The 14,866-nt window shown below is 59.1% G+C and carries 15 protein-coding genes and 2 pseudogenes; 2 read left to right on the top strand and 15 right to left on the bottom strand.

Going from position 1 to position 14,866, the window contains the following annotated elements; translation table 11 throughout:
- Positions 1-5: 5 nt before the first annotated feature.
- On the bottom strand, positions 6-1,211 hold the full coding sequence (locus ACQKPC_RS14495; RefSeq protein WP_427625220.1) for an acetyl-CoA C-acetyltransferase: 1,206 nt from the start codon (positions 1,209-1,211) through the stop codon (positions 6-8).
- 634 nt (positions 1,212-1,845) lie between these two features.
- Here ACQKPC_RS14495 and ACQKPC_RS14490 point away from each other — a divergent pair.
- Entirely contained in the window at positions 1,846-2,667 is an 822-nt protein-coding gene (locus ACQKPC_RS14490; protein ID WP_427625253.1) for a c-type cytochrome, read from the top strand.
- 139 nt (positions 2,668-2,806) lie between these two features.
- Here ACQKPC_RS14490 and ACQKPC_RS14485 read toward each other — a convergent pair whose 3' ends face one another.
- From ACQKPC_RS14485 to ACQKPC_RS14445, 9 genes are all read right to left on the bottom strand, one after another.
- Positions 2,807-3,616 carry a transglutaminase family protein gene (locus ACQKPC_RS14485; RefSeq protein ID WP_048394414.1) on the bottom strand — a complete coding sequence of 270 codons (810 nt, stop codon included), beginning with the start codon at positions 3,614-3,616 and terminating at the stop codon, positions 2,807-2,809.
- The gene (locus ACQKPC_RS14480) at positions 3,613-4,563 is read right to left on the bottom strand and encodes an alpha-E domain-containing protein (RefSeq protein ID WP_010456611.1); all 951 of its coding nucleotides are present in this window, start codon (positions 4,561-4,563) and stop codon (positions 3,613-3,615) included. Before ACQKPC_RS14480 ends, ACQKPC_RS14485 begins: the two co-directional genes overlap by 4 nt.
- Before the next feature lie 12 nt (positions 4,564-4,575).
- On the bottom strand, positions 4,576-5,985 hold the full coding sequence (locus ACQKPC_RS14475; RefSeq protein ID WP_007902187.1) for a circularly permuted type 2 ATP-grasp protein: 1,410 nt from the start codon (positions 5,983-5,985) through the stop codon (positions 4,576-4,578).
- A 460-nt stretch (positions 5,986-6,445) separates the two neighbouring features.
- Positions 6,446-6,787, bottom strand: coding sequence for a ribonuclease E inhibitor RraB (locus ACQKPC_RS14470; RefSeq protein ID WP_008005633.1), 342 nt, complete (start codon positions 6,785-6,787; stop codon positions 6,446-6,448).
- A gap of 215 nt (positions 6,788-7,002) precedes the next feature.
- On the bottom strand, positions 7,003-7,236 hold the full coding sequence (locus ACQKPC_RS14465) for a hypothetical protein (protein ID WP_008073014.1): 234 nt from the start codon (positions 7,234-7,236) through the stop codon (positions 7,003-7,005).
- Between the two features lie 222 nt (positions 7,237-7,458).
- Positions 7,459-7,650, bottom strand: a complete 192-nt coding sequence (locus ACQKPC_RS14460) for a PLDc N-terminal domain-containing protein (protein ID WP_007902193.1) — start codon at positions 7,648-7,650, stop codon at positions 7,459-7,461.
- Between the two features lie 83 nt (positions 7,651-7,733).
- Positions 7,734-8,264, bottom strand: coding sequence for a hypothetical protein (locus tag ACQKPC_RS14455; RefSeq protein ID WP_427625218.1), 531 nt, complete (start codon positions 8,262-8,264; stop codon positions 7,734-7,736).
- Positions 8,265-8,472: 208 nt separating this feature from the next.
- Positions 8,473-8,991 carry an ankyrin repeat domain-containing protein gene (locus tag ACQKPC_RS14450; protein WP_007898805.1) on the bottom strand — a complete coding sequence of 173 codons (519 nt, stop codon included), beginning with the start codon at positions 8,989-8,991 and terminating at the stop codon, positions 8,473-8,475.
- Between the two features lie 113 nt (positions 8,992-9,104).
- Entirely contained in the window at positions 9,105-10,943 is a 1,839-nt protein-coding gene (locus ACQKPC_RS14445; protein WP_427625216.1) for a long-chain-acyl-CoA synthetase, read from the bottom strand.
- A 322-nt stretch (positions 10,944-11,265) separates the two neighbouring features.
- On the opposite strand from ACQKPC_RS14445, the gene ACQKPC_RS14440 reads away from it, so the two are divergent.
- Positions 11,266-11,544 (top strand): DUF3509 domain-containing protein, encoded by a 279-nt coding sequence (locus ACQKPC_RS14440; RefSeq protein WP_007898807.1) that lies wholly within the window; start codon positions 11,266-11,268, stop codon positions 11,542-11,544.
- Between the two features lie 111 nt (positions 11,545-11,655).
- Here the strand turns inward: ACQKPC_RS14440 and ACQKPC_RS14435 are convergent, their stop codons facing one another.
- The 5 genes and pseudogenes from ACQKPC_RS14435 to aroC all read right to left on the bottom strand — a co-directional run bounded on the left by ACQKPC_RS14435 (position 11,656) and on the right by aroC (position 14,773).
- Positions 11,656-12,201: a 1,2-dihydroxy-3-keto-5-methylthiopentene dioxygenase gene (locus ACQKPC_RS14435; protein ID WP_427625213.1), complete on the bottom strand. Its 546-nt coding sequence runs from the start codon at positions 12,199-12,201 to the stop codon at positions 11,656-11,658.
- Between the two features lie 9 nt (positions 12,202-12,210).
- A pseudogene (locus ACQKPC_RS14430) lies at positions 12,211-12,330 on the bottom strand (methylthioribulose 1-phosphate dehydratase); the annotation flags it as partial.
- A pseudogene (locus tag ACQKPC_RS14425) lies at positions 12,321-12,458 on the bottom strand (methylthioribulose 1-phosphate dehydratase); the annotation flags it as partial. The pseudogenes ACQKPC_RS14430 and ACQKPC_RS14425, both read right to left, overlap by 10 nt.
- Positions 12,455-13,600 (bottom strand): MFS transporter, encoded by a 1,146-nt coding sequence (locus tag ACQKPC_RS14420; RefSeq protein WP_427625211.1) that lies wholly within the window; start codon positions 13,598-13,600, stop codon positions 12,455-12,457. The gene ACQKPC_RS14420 and the pseudogene ACQKPC_RS14425, both read right to left, overlap by 4 nt.
- Positions 13,601-13,681: 81 nt before the next feature.
- Complete coding sequence (aroC, locus tag ACQKPC_RS14415) at positions 13,682-14,773, bottom strand: chorismate synthase (RefSeq protein ID WP_030131637.1); 1,092 nt, start codon at positions 14,771-14,773, stop codon at positions 13,682-13,684.
- Positions 14,774-14,866 lie beyond the last annotated feature (93 nt).

The following is a 14,866-nucleotide window of genomic DNA, read 5'->3' as shown; positions in this document are numbered from 1 at the left end:
AGGGCTCAGAGGCGTTCGATGATGGTGGCAATGCCCATGCCGCCGCCGACACACAATGTCGCCAGGCCATAGCGCAGGCGCCGGGCTTCCAGTTCATCGAGCAGCGTGCCGAGAATCGCGCAGCCGGTGGCGCCGAGCGGGTGGCCCATGGCGATGGAGCCGCCGTTGACGTTGACCTTGTCGGGGTCGATGGCCATGTCTTTGATGAACTTGAGCACCACCGAGGCGAACGCTTCATTGACTTCGAACAGGTCGATGTCTTCGACCCGTAGCCCGGCCTTGGCCAGCGCCTTGCGGGTCGCCGGCGCGGGACCGGTGAGCATGATGGTCGGGTCAGTGCTGGTGACCGCCGTGGCGACGATTCGCGCCCGTGGCTGCAAGCCCAGCGCCCGGCCCTTCGCTTCGGAGCCGATCAGCATCAGCGCTGCGCCATCGACGATCCCGGAGCTGTTGCCCGGCGTATGAACGTGGTTAATCCGCTCCACCTGGCTGTAAACCCGCAATGCGGTGGCGTCGAAGCCCATTTGCCCGATCATTTCGAAACTCGGCTTGAGCTTGCCCAGGCCTTCCATCGTCGATTCGGCACGAATGAACTCATCGTGATCGAGCAGAATGATGCCGTTCTGGTCCTGCACCGGCACCAGCGACTTGTTGAACGAACCGTTCGCTCGCGCCCGCGCCGCCTTCTGCTGGGAGTGCAACGCGAAGGCATCGACGTCCTGACGGCTGAAACCTTCAATCGTGGCGATCAGGTCCGCACCCACGCCCTGGGGCGTGAAGTGGTTGTGCAAATTGGTTTCCGGGTCCAGCGCCCAAGCCCCGCCATCGCTACCCATGGGCACGCGGGACATCGACTCGACGCCACCGACCACCACCAGGTCTTCGAAGCCGGAGCGCACTTTCATTGCGCCGAGGTTCACCGCTTCCAGACCCGACGCGCAGAAGCGATTGAGCTGCATACCGGCCACGCTGACGTCCCAATCGGCCACCTGCGTGGCGGTCTTGGCGATGTCGGAACCCTGATCGCCGATGGGCGTCACGCAGCCGAGCACCACATCATCCACCTGACTGGTGTCCAGGGACGTGCGCTGCTGCAGCGCCGTCAACAGCCCGGCCACCAGATTCACTGGCTTGACGCTGTGCAAGGCGCCATTGGCCTTGCCTTTACCACGGGGCGTGCGTAACGCGTCGAATATCAAAGCCTGGGTCATGACGTCCTCGAACCTGATGGTGAATGAAGATCAAAAGATCGCAGCCTTCGGCGGCTCCTACAGGAGACCGTGTGACCCTGATCTTTATGCCCTCACCTTATGCCCAGCAGCCGTGGATTCAATGACCACAGCGCTCATTGGCGTTGACGGTCACGCTCAGACGAACGGTAGTCTGCTATCGGATAAACCGATTCAAGTCACCAAGCTGTCTAGCAAACGGGCGCCCAAGAAGCTGGCCATAAGCCTCATGCCTTTTTAGCAGTGATTAGTGCTAATTCCATACGAAATGGATCTAAGTCAAGCGTAACGCGGGCCCTAAGGTAAACCTGTACGAAGTTGTCGTCGGGTTTTGCCGAGGCACTCGTCCTACAGGAAGTGCAGCGCTCTGCCGTCATGGATATGCAGGCAGGCACCAGGAAATAACAAAAAAGGCGGTCAAGCCATGTTCAAGCATTCGAAAGTTCGTCAAGCCGGGCTCATTCTATTCGCCACTACACTGTTGTTGATTTTGCCGAACCTGACCAAAGTGATTGGCTGATCGAGCATCAGGGTTTTCATTTCGCCTGATAAAAATGTGATTGGCTCGCTATTCGAGCCGGCGTGGCTGTGCCAACCTTTGCGGCACATCCACGACATGGACGGCGATCACTTGAAAGCGCTCATTGTGTTTGGGGCCTTGCTGCTCAGCATGCCTCTGTCTGCCGCACAGCTGAATCTGGAGCTGGGCGCGAGTTCTCGCACCTGGCAGACCGAGCAATTGCTCAAGCATCCTCAGGTTCAGACCATCACGATCACCAACGACGTTTCCTACAAACGGGACATGAGCTATCGCGCCGTGCCGTTGGCGGCGTTGTTGACGGGCATCAAGCCTGAGGATCATCTGCAAGCCGTTGCCCTGGACGGTTTTGCCGCCGAACTGGCCGCCGCGCCGTTACTCAACACCCAAGGCGCGCGGGCCTGGCTGGCGATTGAAGACCCGGCCAAGCCGTGGCCACCGTTGTCAGAGGGTAAGCACAGTGCGGGACCGTTTTATCTGGTCTGGACCGATCCGCAAACGGGCAATATCAGCCCCGAGCAATGGCCGTTCGAAGTAGCGAGCATCAAGCGCATGGCCCCGGTGGCCGAGCGCTTCCCTGCCCTGCTGCCCGATCCTGCGCTGAAGGCGGACGATCCAGTGAACAAGGGCTTTGCGCTGTTTCAGAAGAACTGCCTGGCGTGTCATCGATTGAATGGCGCGGGGGATGCGCAGTTCGGGCCGGACCTGAATATTCCGTTCAACCCGACCGAGTACTTCGGCGCGGATTTCCTCAAGCGCTACATTCGTGATCCGCAGAGCTTGCGCCAGTGGCCACAGGCGAAGATGCCGGCGTTCGCGACGACGGTGTTGCCGGAGGGGGATCTGGAATTGTTGGTGGGGTATTTGAAGCACATGGCGGGGCGCAAGGTGAAGCCCTGAAGACATCCTTCCTGTCAGTGATCGTTCCCACGCTCCGCGTGGGAATGCAGCCCGTGACGCTCTGCGTCACATCCAAAGCCGAACGCGGAGCGTCCGTGGAGGCATTCCCACGCGGAGCGTGGGAACGATCGGTGGTAGGTTACTGCTGTTGCACCGAAATCACCGGCGCAGGCGTCGGTGACACAAACACCTTGGCATGCATCTGCTCGCACCCGCCACCACGACGCATGCCGCGCACCGGACAGGCGTCCAGGTAGTCGAGGCCCACGGCCAGTTTCAGGTGACGCTCCGGGCGGGCCAGTTCGTTGGTCACGTCGAAGCTGTACCAGGCGTCATCCAGCCAGGCTTCAGCCCAGGCGTGACTGGCCAAATGTTCGCTGTTCTCGCTGTACAAATACCCCGACACATAACGCGAGGGAATGCCCAGGCTGCGGGCGCAGGCGAGGAACGCATGGGTGTGGTCCTGGCAGACACCGGAACGCCCGGCGAAAGCCTGGGCGGCGCTGGTGTCTACTTCCGTGGAACCCGGCGTGTAGGTCATGTGCTGGTTCAGGCCATGCATCAAATCGATCAGCGCCGTACGATCCCGGCGTTGTTTGCAGGCCTTCTCGGCGAATGCGCGCAGCGCTTCGTCGGCCTCGGTCAGGCGCGTGAAGCGCAGGAACGGCAGCGCCGACTGGCTTTCATGCTCGGCTTCGCGCAACTCGTCGATATCTACCTGCCCACGGGCGCCGATAATGATTGCCTCGTGGGGTTCGTCCAGGGTCAGCACATGCAGAATGTTGCCGAATGGATCGAGTTGCGCGCGCACCGGGCGTGGCAGGTCGAGCTGCCAGCTGAGCACGTGTTGGCGCTCGCTGTCGTGTGGGGTCAGTCGCAGGTACTGGATGCTCGCCCGCACCTGATCTTCGTAGTGATAGGTGGTCTCGTGGCTAATGGAAAGTCTCATGCAGCCTCCAGGTAGGAACTGTGTATGGCGTTGCCCAACTGGCGCACCAGCGGGATGAACTCGGTCAGCCAGGCATGCAGGCCTTCGTCGAGGATTTCGTTGATACCGGTGTAGCGCAGGCGCGCGTCCATTTCTGCCGCCAAACGCTGGGCAGGACGGCCGTTGGCCCCCGGCAATTGGGCGAGGATCTGGTCGATTTCTTCGGTGCAGGCCCGCAAAGATCGCGGCACGTCGGCGCGCAGCAGCAGCAACTCGGCCACATGCCGGGCGCCAGGGGCGTCGCGATAGATCTCGGTATAGGCCTCGAACGACGACAAGGCCCGCAGCAAGGCGCTCCACTGGTAATAGGCGTGAGCCGTGCCGTCGCTGACCGCTTCGGCCTGATCGCCGGCCATTTCGTAACGGGCGTCGAGCAGGCGCAAGGTGTTGTCAGCCCTTTCGATAAAGGTGCCCAGACGAATGAAGCGGAACGCATCGTTACGCATGATGGTGCCGTAGGACGCGCCGCGGAACAGGTGGGAACGTTCCTTGATCCACTCACAGAAACGGCTCATGCCGTAGCGACTCAAGCCCTGCTCGGCGATCCCGCGAATCTCCAGCCAGGTGGCGTTGATGTTTTCCCACATGTCGGCGGTGATCCGCCCACGCACCGCATGGGCGCTGGCTCGCGCAGCACCGAGGCAGCTATAGATGCTCGCCGGGTTGGCCGCATCCAGGGCGAAAAAATGCAGCAGCCGTTCGGCGTGCAAATCGCCGTGGCGCTCCAGGTAATCGTCCAGAGTACCGGTGATCAGCAACGGCATGGCGAGTTCGTGCAAGCCATCGCCACGACCGTCCTGAGGCATCAGTGACAGCGAATAACTGATGTCGAGCATCCGTGCGAGGTTTTCGGCCCGCTCCAGGTAACGCGACATCCAATACAGATCCGAGGCAGTTCTACTTAACATGGCAGGCTTCCTTCAATCCTCGACCACCCAGGTGTCCTTGGTTCCGCCGCCCTGGGAGGAATTCACCACCAGGGAGCCTTCGCGCAAGGCGACACGGGTCAAACCGCCGGGCACAACCCGGGTTTCGCGGCCAGACAATACAAACGGACGCAGGTCGATATGGCGTGGAGCGATGCCGTTTTCAACAAAGGTCGGACAGGTCGATAAAGACAACGTCGGTTGGGCGATGTACGCGTGGGGCTTGGCTTTGATCCGCTCACGGAAAGATTCGATTTCCGCCGCCGTCGCCGCCGGCCCCACCAGCATTCCGTAACCACCGGAGCCCTGGGTTTCCTTGACCACCAGTTCTGGAAGATTGGCCAGCACGTGGGACAGCTCAGAGGGATTACGACACTGCCATGTCGGCACGTTCTTCAGGATCGGCTCTTCATCCAGATAGAAACGAATCATGTCCGTGACGAAGGGGTACACCGACTTGTCATCCGCGACCCCGGTGCCGATGGCATTCGCCAGCACCACGTTGCCGGAACGGTAGGACGACAGCAGACCTGGAACGCCGAGCATCGAGTCCGGGTTGAACGCCAACGGATCGAGGAAGGCATCGTCGAGGCGACGATAGATCACGTCGACGGCTTTCGGCCCGTCCGTGGTGCGCATGAACACCTTGTCGTCACGCACGAACAGGTCCGCGCCCTCCACCAGTTCAACGCCCATTTCCCGAGCCAGGAACGCATGCTCGAAAAACGCGCTGTTGAAGCGCCCCGGCGTCAGTACCACCACGCTCGGGTTGTCGATCGGACTGGAGCTTTTCAGGGTGTCGAGCAACAGGTTCGGGTAATGGTCGATGGGCGCGATGCGCTGGGCTGCGAACAATTCGGGGAACAATCGCATCATCATCTTGCGATCTTCGAGCATGTAGCTCACGCCGCTGGGGGTACGAAGATTGTCTTCGAGCACGTAGTACGTGCCGTCGCCATCGCGTACCAGGTCGACACCGGAAATGTGCGAATAGATATCGCGGTGCAGATCCAGCCCTTGCATCGCCAACTGGTATTGCTCGTTGGCCAGCACTTGCTCGGCCGGGATGATGCCGGCCTTGATGATGCGCTGCTCGTGATAGAGGTCGGCAAGGAACATGTTCAATGCCTTGACCCGCTGAATGCAGCCGCGCTCGACGACCCGCCATTCACTGGCGGGGATACTGCGAGGAATGGTGTCGAAGGGAATCAGGCGCTCTGTCCCTTGCTCATCACCATAGAGCGTGAAGGTAATCCCGGCACGATGAAATAACAGATCGGCCTCGCGTCGCCGTTGGGCCAAAAGCTCGTCAGGTGTTTCGGCCAGCCAACGGGCAAACTCCCGATAATGCGGGCGGACCTGGCCGCCGGCATCGTACATCTCATCAAAATAGGTGCGGATCATGCCGTACTCCTTGTCACCCGGACATCCAGGCCTTCGCAAGGCCCGTGCCATCGGCATAAACGCTTTGATATCAATCAGTTGGATAATGACGCAACACGCACCGCACCAATTCTGTGCGGTAAATGCCCCAACCTGATTGCCCCCGCTTCATGGCGAAGCAATGCTGTCGCCTATCAGCAGCATAGCCAGAGTTGATTTCACTGCCCGGGGGGCGATGCGGATAATCCGCGTATTCGCTGGAAAACCTGACCGAAACTTCCCTTTAGCCGCCTGCTCAGGCGGTTTTTTTTGTTTTTTTGAAACGTTATGAATCAAAAACCCAGATCAAAAGATCGCAGCCTCGTTTCACCCTAGGAGCTGTCGAGTGAAACGAGGCTGCGATCTCTTGATCTTCCCCCCACAAACGAAAACGGCCAACCCAAAGGTCAGCCGTTGCTGAGTGTTGTCACTGTTCATAAAGTTATGCGAGTAGCCCTCGTACCTCCTGCTTGACGCCCCATCCTTCGATGATACCGCCCAGAGGCTCGACCACCGCCTCGAAGTCCTGCTCAAAGTCGCCGATCCCGTCGTAGGTGGCGTACATCACTTTGCTCAGTTCCAGATGCCACGCGCCGTCATCGCGCACGCTGATCTGAGCATTCAAGGATTCACCACTGAAATGACCTGCCGCCCTGCGTGCCCGCTCCTCGTCCGGAAAAATGGCGTAGAACTCGATGGGATGGAATCGTGAAAAGTCGAAACCGCCTTCTTTCATGCGGCGCAGCACGCTGCTGCTGATGTCTTCTTGATAGGCTGTGCTCATGAAACGTCCCCCTCAGACTGATGGATAGACTTTCCGTATTCCCTGCACTTTCAACCGATTGGTGAGAGCGATACGGCAACAGAGGTTGCCGATGGGAAACAAGCATGTAGCTGACAAGACCAGACCTTAGCGAGTCATTCGCTGATCTCGCTTGCAGAGTAGCCCCAAGATAGAGCTGCTGCCAAGGTCTGGGTGTGAATGTGACAAGAGGTGTATCAGATCGGGGTAATACTGATGATTTCAATGCTGTTCTGGGATTTCAGACTTTTGACGGTCGGATCATCGGTACGACCCTCCAGATCATTGAGATCCAGTTCGGCAGCGATCGGCAGGCGTCGGGCGCGAATGAGTTTGGCGGCTTGCTCGCTATTCGGGCATTCCTCGCACTCGAAGAGTTCGTCCACTGTTTCACCGTGATCATCCACGAAAGTGATTTTCCACTTTTGCATCGGTGCCTCCTCGATAAAACCCATGGATGGGCTTACTTCTATCTGGACTTTACCCCTGACTGATCGTTCAACGGATTACCGCGTGTCGGCATGAAAAAACACAGGACCTGTGGGAGCGTGGCTTGCCCGCGATAGGATCGCCGCGTTGCAGCTGACAGACCGCAGCGCCTGCATCGCGGGCAAGCCACGCTCCCACAGGTTCAGTGTTGCAGGCGAAACAAGTCAGATCCGCACATTGCCCCTCGGCCCGGCGATGGCCCAGATGATCAGGCCCAGGACCGGCAGCAGCAGGATCAATAGCACCCAGATGATTTTCATCCCGGTCTCGGCGCCACTTTTAAGCACGTTGATGATGGCCCAGATATCCAGGGCAAGAATAATCAGGCCAACCAGGCTGTTGAACGTGGAACCCATGGTGACGCTCCCGAAGAGTGGTATGCCCTCTTAGGATAGTCGGGCCTTACGAGGGTTCCGTTTTATTACCGTCCTGGACAGCTTCAGACGTGGATCGCGACTTTCAAGGCTTCCAGGGATGGCGCCGCGGCGATGCCGACTTCGGCGCACAACTCCAGCACCCGTGGCACGTCATTACCGTAGACCAGCACCACTTGCAGTTCGTCGTCGAGCAACTGACTGAAGTTCATCAGCGTGTAACCGCCGTTTTCCTTGTTCATGCTGCCCATCTGCACCTGAATGCGATTGAGCGCCGTCAGGGCTTCGGTCTTGGCTAGTTGCTTGGGTTTGATGTTGAAATCGACGCCGGGGCCGAACGAAGCGACGATCTGCGCGAACAGGTCCATGTAGGTGTCGGCCTGGAACAGCACGGTTTCCGGCAAGCTGCCGACGACCACCCACTCACCCAACGGGATCGGGAAGGTGTCGTCGTAGTTGATGTCTGGATTGGCCGTCAGAAAAGCTTCTGGATCGGCGTAGGCCTGAGCCGCTTCGTCAGCGACTTTCAGGATTTCGTCATCGCTCATGCACCCGGAGCTGATTTTGCTGATGAGTTCGACGAGTGCGGCTTTCATGAGGTGGATCCTGTAGCGAGGGAGATTTGAGGGCGCGAAGGATAACGCATTTTGTGGCGAGGGAGCTTGCTCCCGCTGGGTTGCGAAGCAGCCCCAAAATCAGCCACCGCAGTCGTTCAGATAGACCGCATTCGCCGGATTTACGACTGCTTCGCAGCCGAACGGGGGCAAGCCCCCTCGCCACAAAAGCCCCGCAGCACCACAGAGGTCAGGCCAGGAGTTTCTGCAATTGTGCCGTGGTATCCACCGCCCCCATGGTTTTGGCCGCGTCCAGCGCGGATACGCCGTTGGCATCCTTGGCTTTCGGATCAGCGCCTTTACTGATCAGGTAGTCGACGATTTCGACGCGGTTGAACATTGCCGCCATCATCAACGCAGTACGACCGTCGAAGGACGAACCTTCCACTTGCGCGCCACCTTCCACCAACGCCTTGACCACCGCCAGATCACCTTTGAATGCCGCGCCGGCAATCGGGCTCTGGCCGTTGTCATTGCGGATTTCCGGGTCGGCCTTGTGCTCGAGCAGGACTTTTACCGTCTCGACATGGCCGTGGTACGCGGCGAGCATCAGCAACGTGTCGCCCTTGTGGTTGCGCAGGTTCGGCGGCAAGCCCTTGGTCAGCAGCGCAGCCATCATGGCCGCATCGCCCTCGCGCGCTTTGTTGAACACCTGTTCGGCAAATTCAGCAGCCTCTTCGGGCGTCATCTGGCGGCTTTTGTCTGACATTGGGGACTCCACATTCGGTCAATCGGAAAAGCGGATAGTTTCCCGAGCGGTCTGGAACCTGTCACTTCTTTTTTCTCATGAATAGCCATAGCTACATTTAATAAGAACCACATTCAATAACGGTACTTGCCGTCCTGGATATCCGCCAGCACCTGCTGGGTGACTTGCACGTAAGTCTGGGTGCCCGGCAACCAGGCGTAGATGGGGTCATCGCCGGTTTTGTTCGGGTCGAAGGCTTCATCCTTGAGCCGCGTCTTCTGGTATTTGAAGGTCCCGGTGGTTTCCATTTTCACTTTCACCCGTAGGAAAAGTGGCACCGCATAGGCAGGCATTTGCTGCCTGGCGAAAGCCAGCAACTCGCTGAAATCCAGGGTCGCCAGGGATTCAGCCGGCGTGATTGCCGCCATCCCGGCACGCCCGTTGGTGTTGTGGATTTCCACGCCATAAGCCACGGCTTCGGCGATCTGCGGGTGTTGTAAGAGGATGTTTTCGACCTCGGTGGTCGAGACGTTTTCACCCTTCCAGCGGTAGGTGTCGCCCAAACGATCGACAAACTGCGCATGGCCAAAACCGATGTTGCGCAGCAGATCACCGGTATTGAAGTAGCGGTCGCCCTTCTTGAACACGTCGTGGAGCACGACTTTTGCGGTCTTCTGCGGATCGGTGTAGCCGTCCAGCGGCGCCTTGTCGTCGATCCTCGCCAGCAGCAAGCCCTGCTCGCCCTTGGCCACTTTGCGCATGAAGCCCTTGGTATCACGGGTGGGGGCACCGCTGTCGTGGTCGTACGCCACCAGTTCCCAGGCCATCAGGGAAAAACCGATGGTGTTGTCGAAGTTGAGGATGTTGGTGAAGCCGATATTGCCGTCGCTGGCGGCGTACAGCTCGCAGATATGGTCAATGGCAAAACGCGTCTTGAACTCGCTCCACGCGCCGGGGCGCAGGCCATTGCCGATCATCTTCGTCACGCTGTGCCGACTGTCGTCGACGCTGCGCGGTTGATCCACCAGGTAGCGGCACAATTCACCGACGTAACCGAGGGTGGTCGCCCGGTATTTGCGCACGTCACTCCAGAACTGGCTGGCGCTGAACTTGCGGCGGATGGCAAACCCCGACGCCCCGCTGATTGCCGAGCCCCAGCACACGCAGAGCCCGGTGGCGTGGTACAGCGGCAAGGTGCAATAGACGACGTCCTGCGGCTGCATGTCCAGGGCAATCAGCCCGAAGCTGGCGGAGCTGCGCATCCAGCGGCCGTGTTTGAACACCCCGGCTTTGGGCAACCCGGTGGTGCCCGAGGTATAAATGTAGAAACAAGGATCGTCGAGAAAAACCTGCTGGCTGCTGACGGGGTTATCGCTGCACGCTTGGGCGCTGACTGTCATCAGGTTGATGAAGTCATCGGGCGAATTGCCCGGATCGCGATAAGTGTCGCGATCGGCGACAAACCAGGTACGCGCAGCGTCGATGGACACCCGCTCGCGAACCGCATTGAAGGCCGGAACCAGCTCTTCTCCGACCACGATCGCCACCGGCGCCACCAGGTTCAGGCTGTGGGCCAGGGTATCGCGGGTCTGGGAGGTATTGAGCAAGGCGCTGATCGCACCGACCTTGGCCACCGCCAATATCGTCACCAGCAGTTCCGGACGGTTTTCGATAAAAATCGCCACCACATCGCCCTTGCCGATGCCTTGGGCAATCAGGTGATGGGCGATTCGATTGGCCCACTGATTGACCTGGGCATAAGTGAGCGCCACCTCACCCTGCAGCAAGGCCGGGCCATCGGGGTTGCGCAACGTCGCCTGCTCGAAGCTCCAGCCGAGGCCACACGGTTGGGTCGGGTCCTTGACGTTGGCGGCTTTCATGCCCTTCACCACGCGGGGAATGGCTTTGGCAATGGAAGGCAGCTTGCGGAGCATCATGCCCCAGGTAATCGTGTCGTTCAGCGTGCGGCTCATTGATGCTCCCGTTCGATTTTCTTATTGTCGGGTGGCGTTGTTTGAGGCCGAAAATACGTCAGCGGTTCTTGAGCTGTACACGCGGTTTTTGCAATGTTTTGTATCCGGAACCCTGGCGTAGCGATTGGTTCCATCGAATTCGCGACCGACCACGCAAAATGCAGGATGCACGATGGCCATTCATGCAGATTGCACGAAAGCATAGAAATACAATTTTTATAACTTATTGATTTATAAGTATTTTTAAAAAATCAGGTGCTGGCACAATCACTGCAACTACCTCTCCATGTAGCCCTTCAAAGCACTCACGGAGCTGATAGACATGAGCCTGATCCAGGAAAAATTTTCGTCGCTATTCTCCAACTTCGAAGTGACCACCCAGCCACGGCCTGACGGCGGCATTCTGCTGACCCTGCGCAGTACGGACGGCAAAGTCTTCAAACGTTCGATTTCCTACCAGCAATTGCATGCCGGCGATCAGCTGTCGTGGGTGATCAGCGCGATACGTCGTGATGTCGCCGAACAGGCCAGCGAACTGCCGCAGATCTCCATGCTGCAAAGCCAGCAACGGTTCGCCTTGCCGACTTATCACTCGGTTTAAACCCTGCGGTTGTATAAATAAACGCGCTACAAACAAACAGGCCGTGAACGCTTTCGCTTCACGGCCTGAGTTGTTTCCATGTGCCAGATTCCTCGCCTCCACAGGATCGGCTCAGTCCTCGAGACGCGGGAAACGGCTGGCGATGTCATCGCCGGTGAAATTGGCCACCCAGCCTTCGGAGTTGTTGAACAGGCGGATTGCGACGAAATGCGGGTGCTCGCCCATGTCGAACCAATGCGGCGTACCGGCAGGCACCAGGATCAGGTCGTTTTTCTCGCAGAGCACGGCGTAGACATAATCGCCGATGTGCAGGGAGAACAAACCACGGCCAGCGACGAAAAATCGTACTTCGTCTTCAGCGTAGCGGTGTTCATCGAGGAACCCGGCGCGCAGTTCGGCTTTTTGCGGGTGATCGCTGTTCAAACTGACGACGTCGACAGTGAGGTAACCGCGCTCGGTCATCAATTTGTCGATTTGCTCCTGATACGCGGCGATCACTTCTTCCTGGTTGGCACCGGGCTGGATTTTCGCCGTGGCTTGCCAACGGTCGAAGCGCACGCCCTGTTCGGCCAGGGTCGAGGTGATGTCCTCGAGGTGGGTCAGGACTTTGTTTGGTATTTCAGGGCTGGAGACGTGATAAACGGACAGGCTGCTCATGGCAAATCCTCAAAGGTTCAAGAGGGAGCGCGTCTTCAACTCGCACTCGAACAAAAATTCAAAAGCCTCGATCTGCCGCAGCGCGTCGCTCATGCGCGCGCCCTACATGTAGAGGCCATGGCTACGGATGGCAAGGCTTCGGTCGGCGACAGGCGGGTCGAGTATTTGCTGCTGGTGGCCGGCGACCAGCGGCGGTCATACAGAAAACGCCCCGCATCGATGATTTCCTGGGCGAGATGTTCGCAGGTAAGGCTCATGGCCTGTCCTCTTGCATACGTGTGGCAATGATAACGGCAGCGGCGAAGGCTGCGAGACTGGCAATACTAAAGGTCAATGTGGCGCCGAGGGCATTCCAGCTGTAACCGGAATACAACGCGCCCAGTGCGCCGCCGGTGCCAGCCAACGCGGCATACAACGCCTGGCCCTGGCCTTGCTGACGGGCGCCGAAGCTACGTTGCACGAATTGGATGGCAGCCGCGTGAAAGCTGCCGAAGGTTGCGGCGTGCAGCACTTGGGCAAACAGCAGCACCCAGAGGAATTCAGCAAACGAACCGAGCAACAACCAACGCAACGCCGCCAGCAGGAAACTCGCCAGCAGCACCCGGCGCACCGAGAAGCGTGCAAGGATCTTGCTCATGGCCAGAAACATCAAGACTTCGGCAACCACGCCGACCGCCCAGAGCATGCCGATCAGCCCACGACTGTAACCAAGTTGCTCAAGGTGCAGGGTCACAAAGGTGTAATACGGCCCGTGACTCATCTGCATCAGCGCCACGCAACCATAGAATGCCAACACGCCGGGGTTGCGCAATTGCTGGAGGAATCCCTCCCCCGCCAACCGTTCACTCTGAACCGGTTGCGCGTTGGGTACCCATAAACTGCTGACCACGATCCCGGCCATGATCAGCACCAGTGCCAGCGGATAGATGTCCAGGCTGAGCCATTCGAACATCCGACCGAGGGCGACCACGGTGATAATGAAACCAATGGAACCCCACAGGCGAATCTGACTGTAGCGAGACGTTTGGCCGTTCAAATGCGCCAGGGTGATGACTTCGAACTGCGGCAACACCGCATGCCAGAAGAACGCGTGCAAGGCCATGACCATTGCCAGCCACGCGTAGCTTTTGCTGACGAAAATCAGTGAGAAGGTCAGCAGCGTACAGACCGCGCCGAACCGCACGATGGCCAGCCGTCGCCCGGTGTAGTCACCGAGCCAGCCCCAGATGTTCGGCGCCACGCAGCGCATCAGCATCGGGATCGCCACCAGTTCGCCAATGCGCGCACTGGAAAAGCCCAGGTGATCGAAGTACAGCGCCAGGAATGGCGCTGTCGAACCGAGCAAGGCGAAATAGAACAGGTAGAAACTGGAAAGCCGCCAGTACGGAAGCGCCGTCACGTCGTCAGGCCCCGGCGGCTATGAGGCTTTGCACAAAAACTGCCTGCGCGACGAGTTTTCGTACGGACCCTGCGTCAGCCATTAAAGCTGACCCAGCACCGGAGTGCTCACGCGCACATCGACGTTCTGCCCGCGGTGACGCAGCAGGTGATCCATCAATACGATGGCCATCATCGCTTCGGCAATCGGCGTGGCGCGGATGCCGACGCACGGGTCGTGACGGCCCTTGGTGACGACCTCAACCGGGTTGCCATGGATGTCGATGGAACGGCCCGGCGTGGTGATACTCGATGTCGGCTTAAGCGCCAGGTGCGCCACGATCGGCTGACCGGACGAGATGCCACCGAGAATGCCGCCGGCGTTGTTGCTGAGGAAACCTTCCGGGGTCATTTCATCACGGTGTTCGGTGCCGCGCTGGGCGATGCTGGCAAAACCGGCGCCGATCTCAACGCCTTTGACCGCGTTGATGCTCATCAGCGCATGGGCCAGTTCCGCGTCGAGGCGGTCGAAGATCGGCTCGCCGAGGCCCGGCATCACGCCTTCGGCGACCACGGTGATCTTCGCGCCGACCGAATCCTGGTCGCGACGCAACTGGTCCATATAGGCTTCCAGCTCCGGCACTTTGTCCGGATCGGGGCTGAAGAAGGCGTTCTCTTCCACCGAATCCCAGGTCTTGAACGGGATTTCGATCGGGCCGAGCTGGCTCATGTAGCCACGAATGACGATGCCTTGGGTGGCCAGGTACTTTTTCGCAATCGCCCCTGCCGCCACGCGCATGGCGGTTTCACGGGCCGAACTGCGACCGCCGCCGCGGTAATCGCGCTCGCCGTATTTGTGGTGGTAGGTGTAGTCGGCGTGGGCCGGGCGGAACAGATCCTTGATTGCCGAATAGTCCTTGGACTTCTGGTCGGTGTTGCGGATCAACAGGCCGATGGCGCAACCGGTGGTGCGGCCTTCGAACACGCCAGAGAGGATTTCGACTTCGTCGGCTTCCTGGCGCTGGGTGGTGTGGCGGCTGGTGCCGGGCTTGCGGCGATCCAGGTCGCGCTGCAGATCCTCAAGGGAAATCTCCAGGCCCGGCGGGCAGCCATCGACAATGGCGACCAACGCCGGACCATGGCTTTCGCCCGCGGTGGTGACAGTGAACAGCTTGCCGTAGGTATTGCCGGACATGCGGGACGCTCCGTGAAATCGAAACTAAAATACGTAATGCGCGCCAGTATACGCAGGCTACCCGACTAGTTCATCCTCGAACCTTATGCTCGA

Origin of the sequence: Pseudomonas sp. NPDC089918 (assembly GCF_050280605.1) — a bacterium.
In the GTDB taxonomy this organism is placed as follows: Bacteria; Pseudomonadota; Gammaproteobacteria; order Pseudomonadales; family Pseudomonadaceae; genus Aquipseudomonas.
The sequence above is the reverse complement of the archived record's forward strand: the minus strand, read 5'-3'. Positions and strand labels throughout refer to the sequence as shown.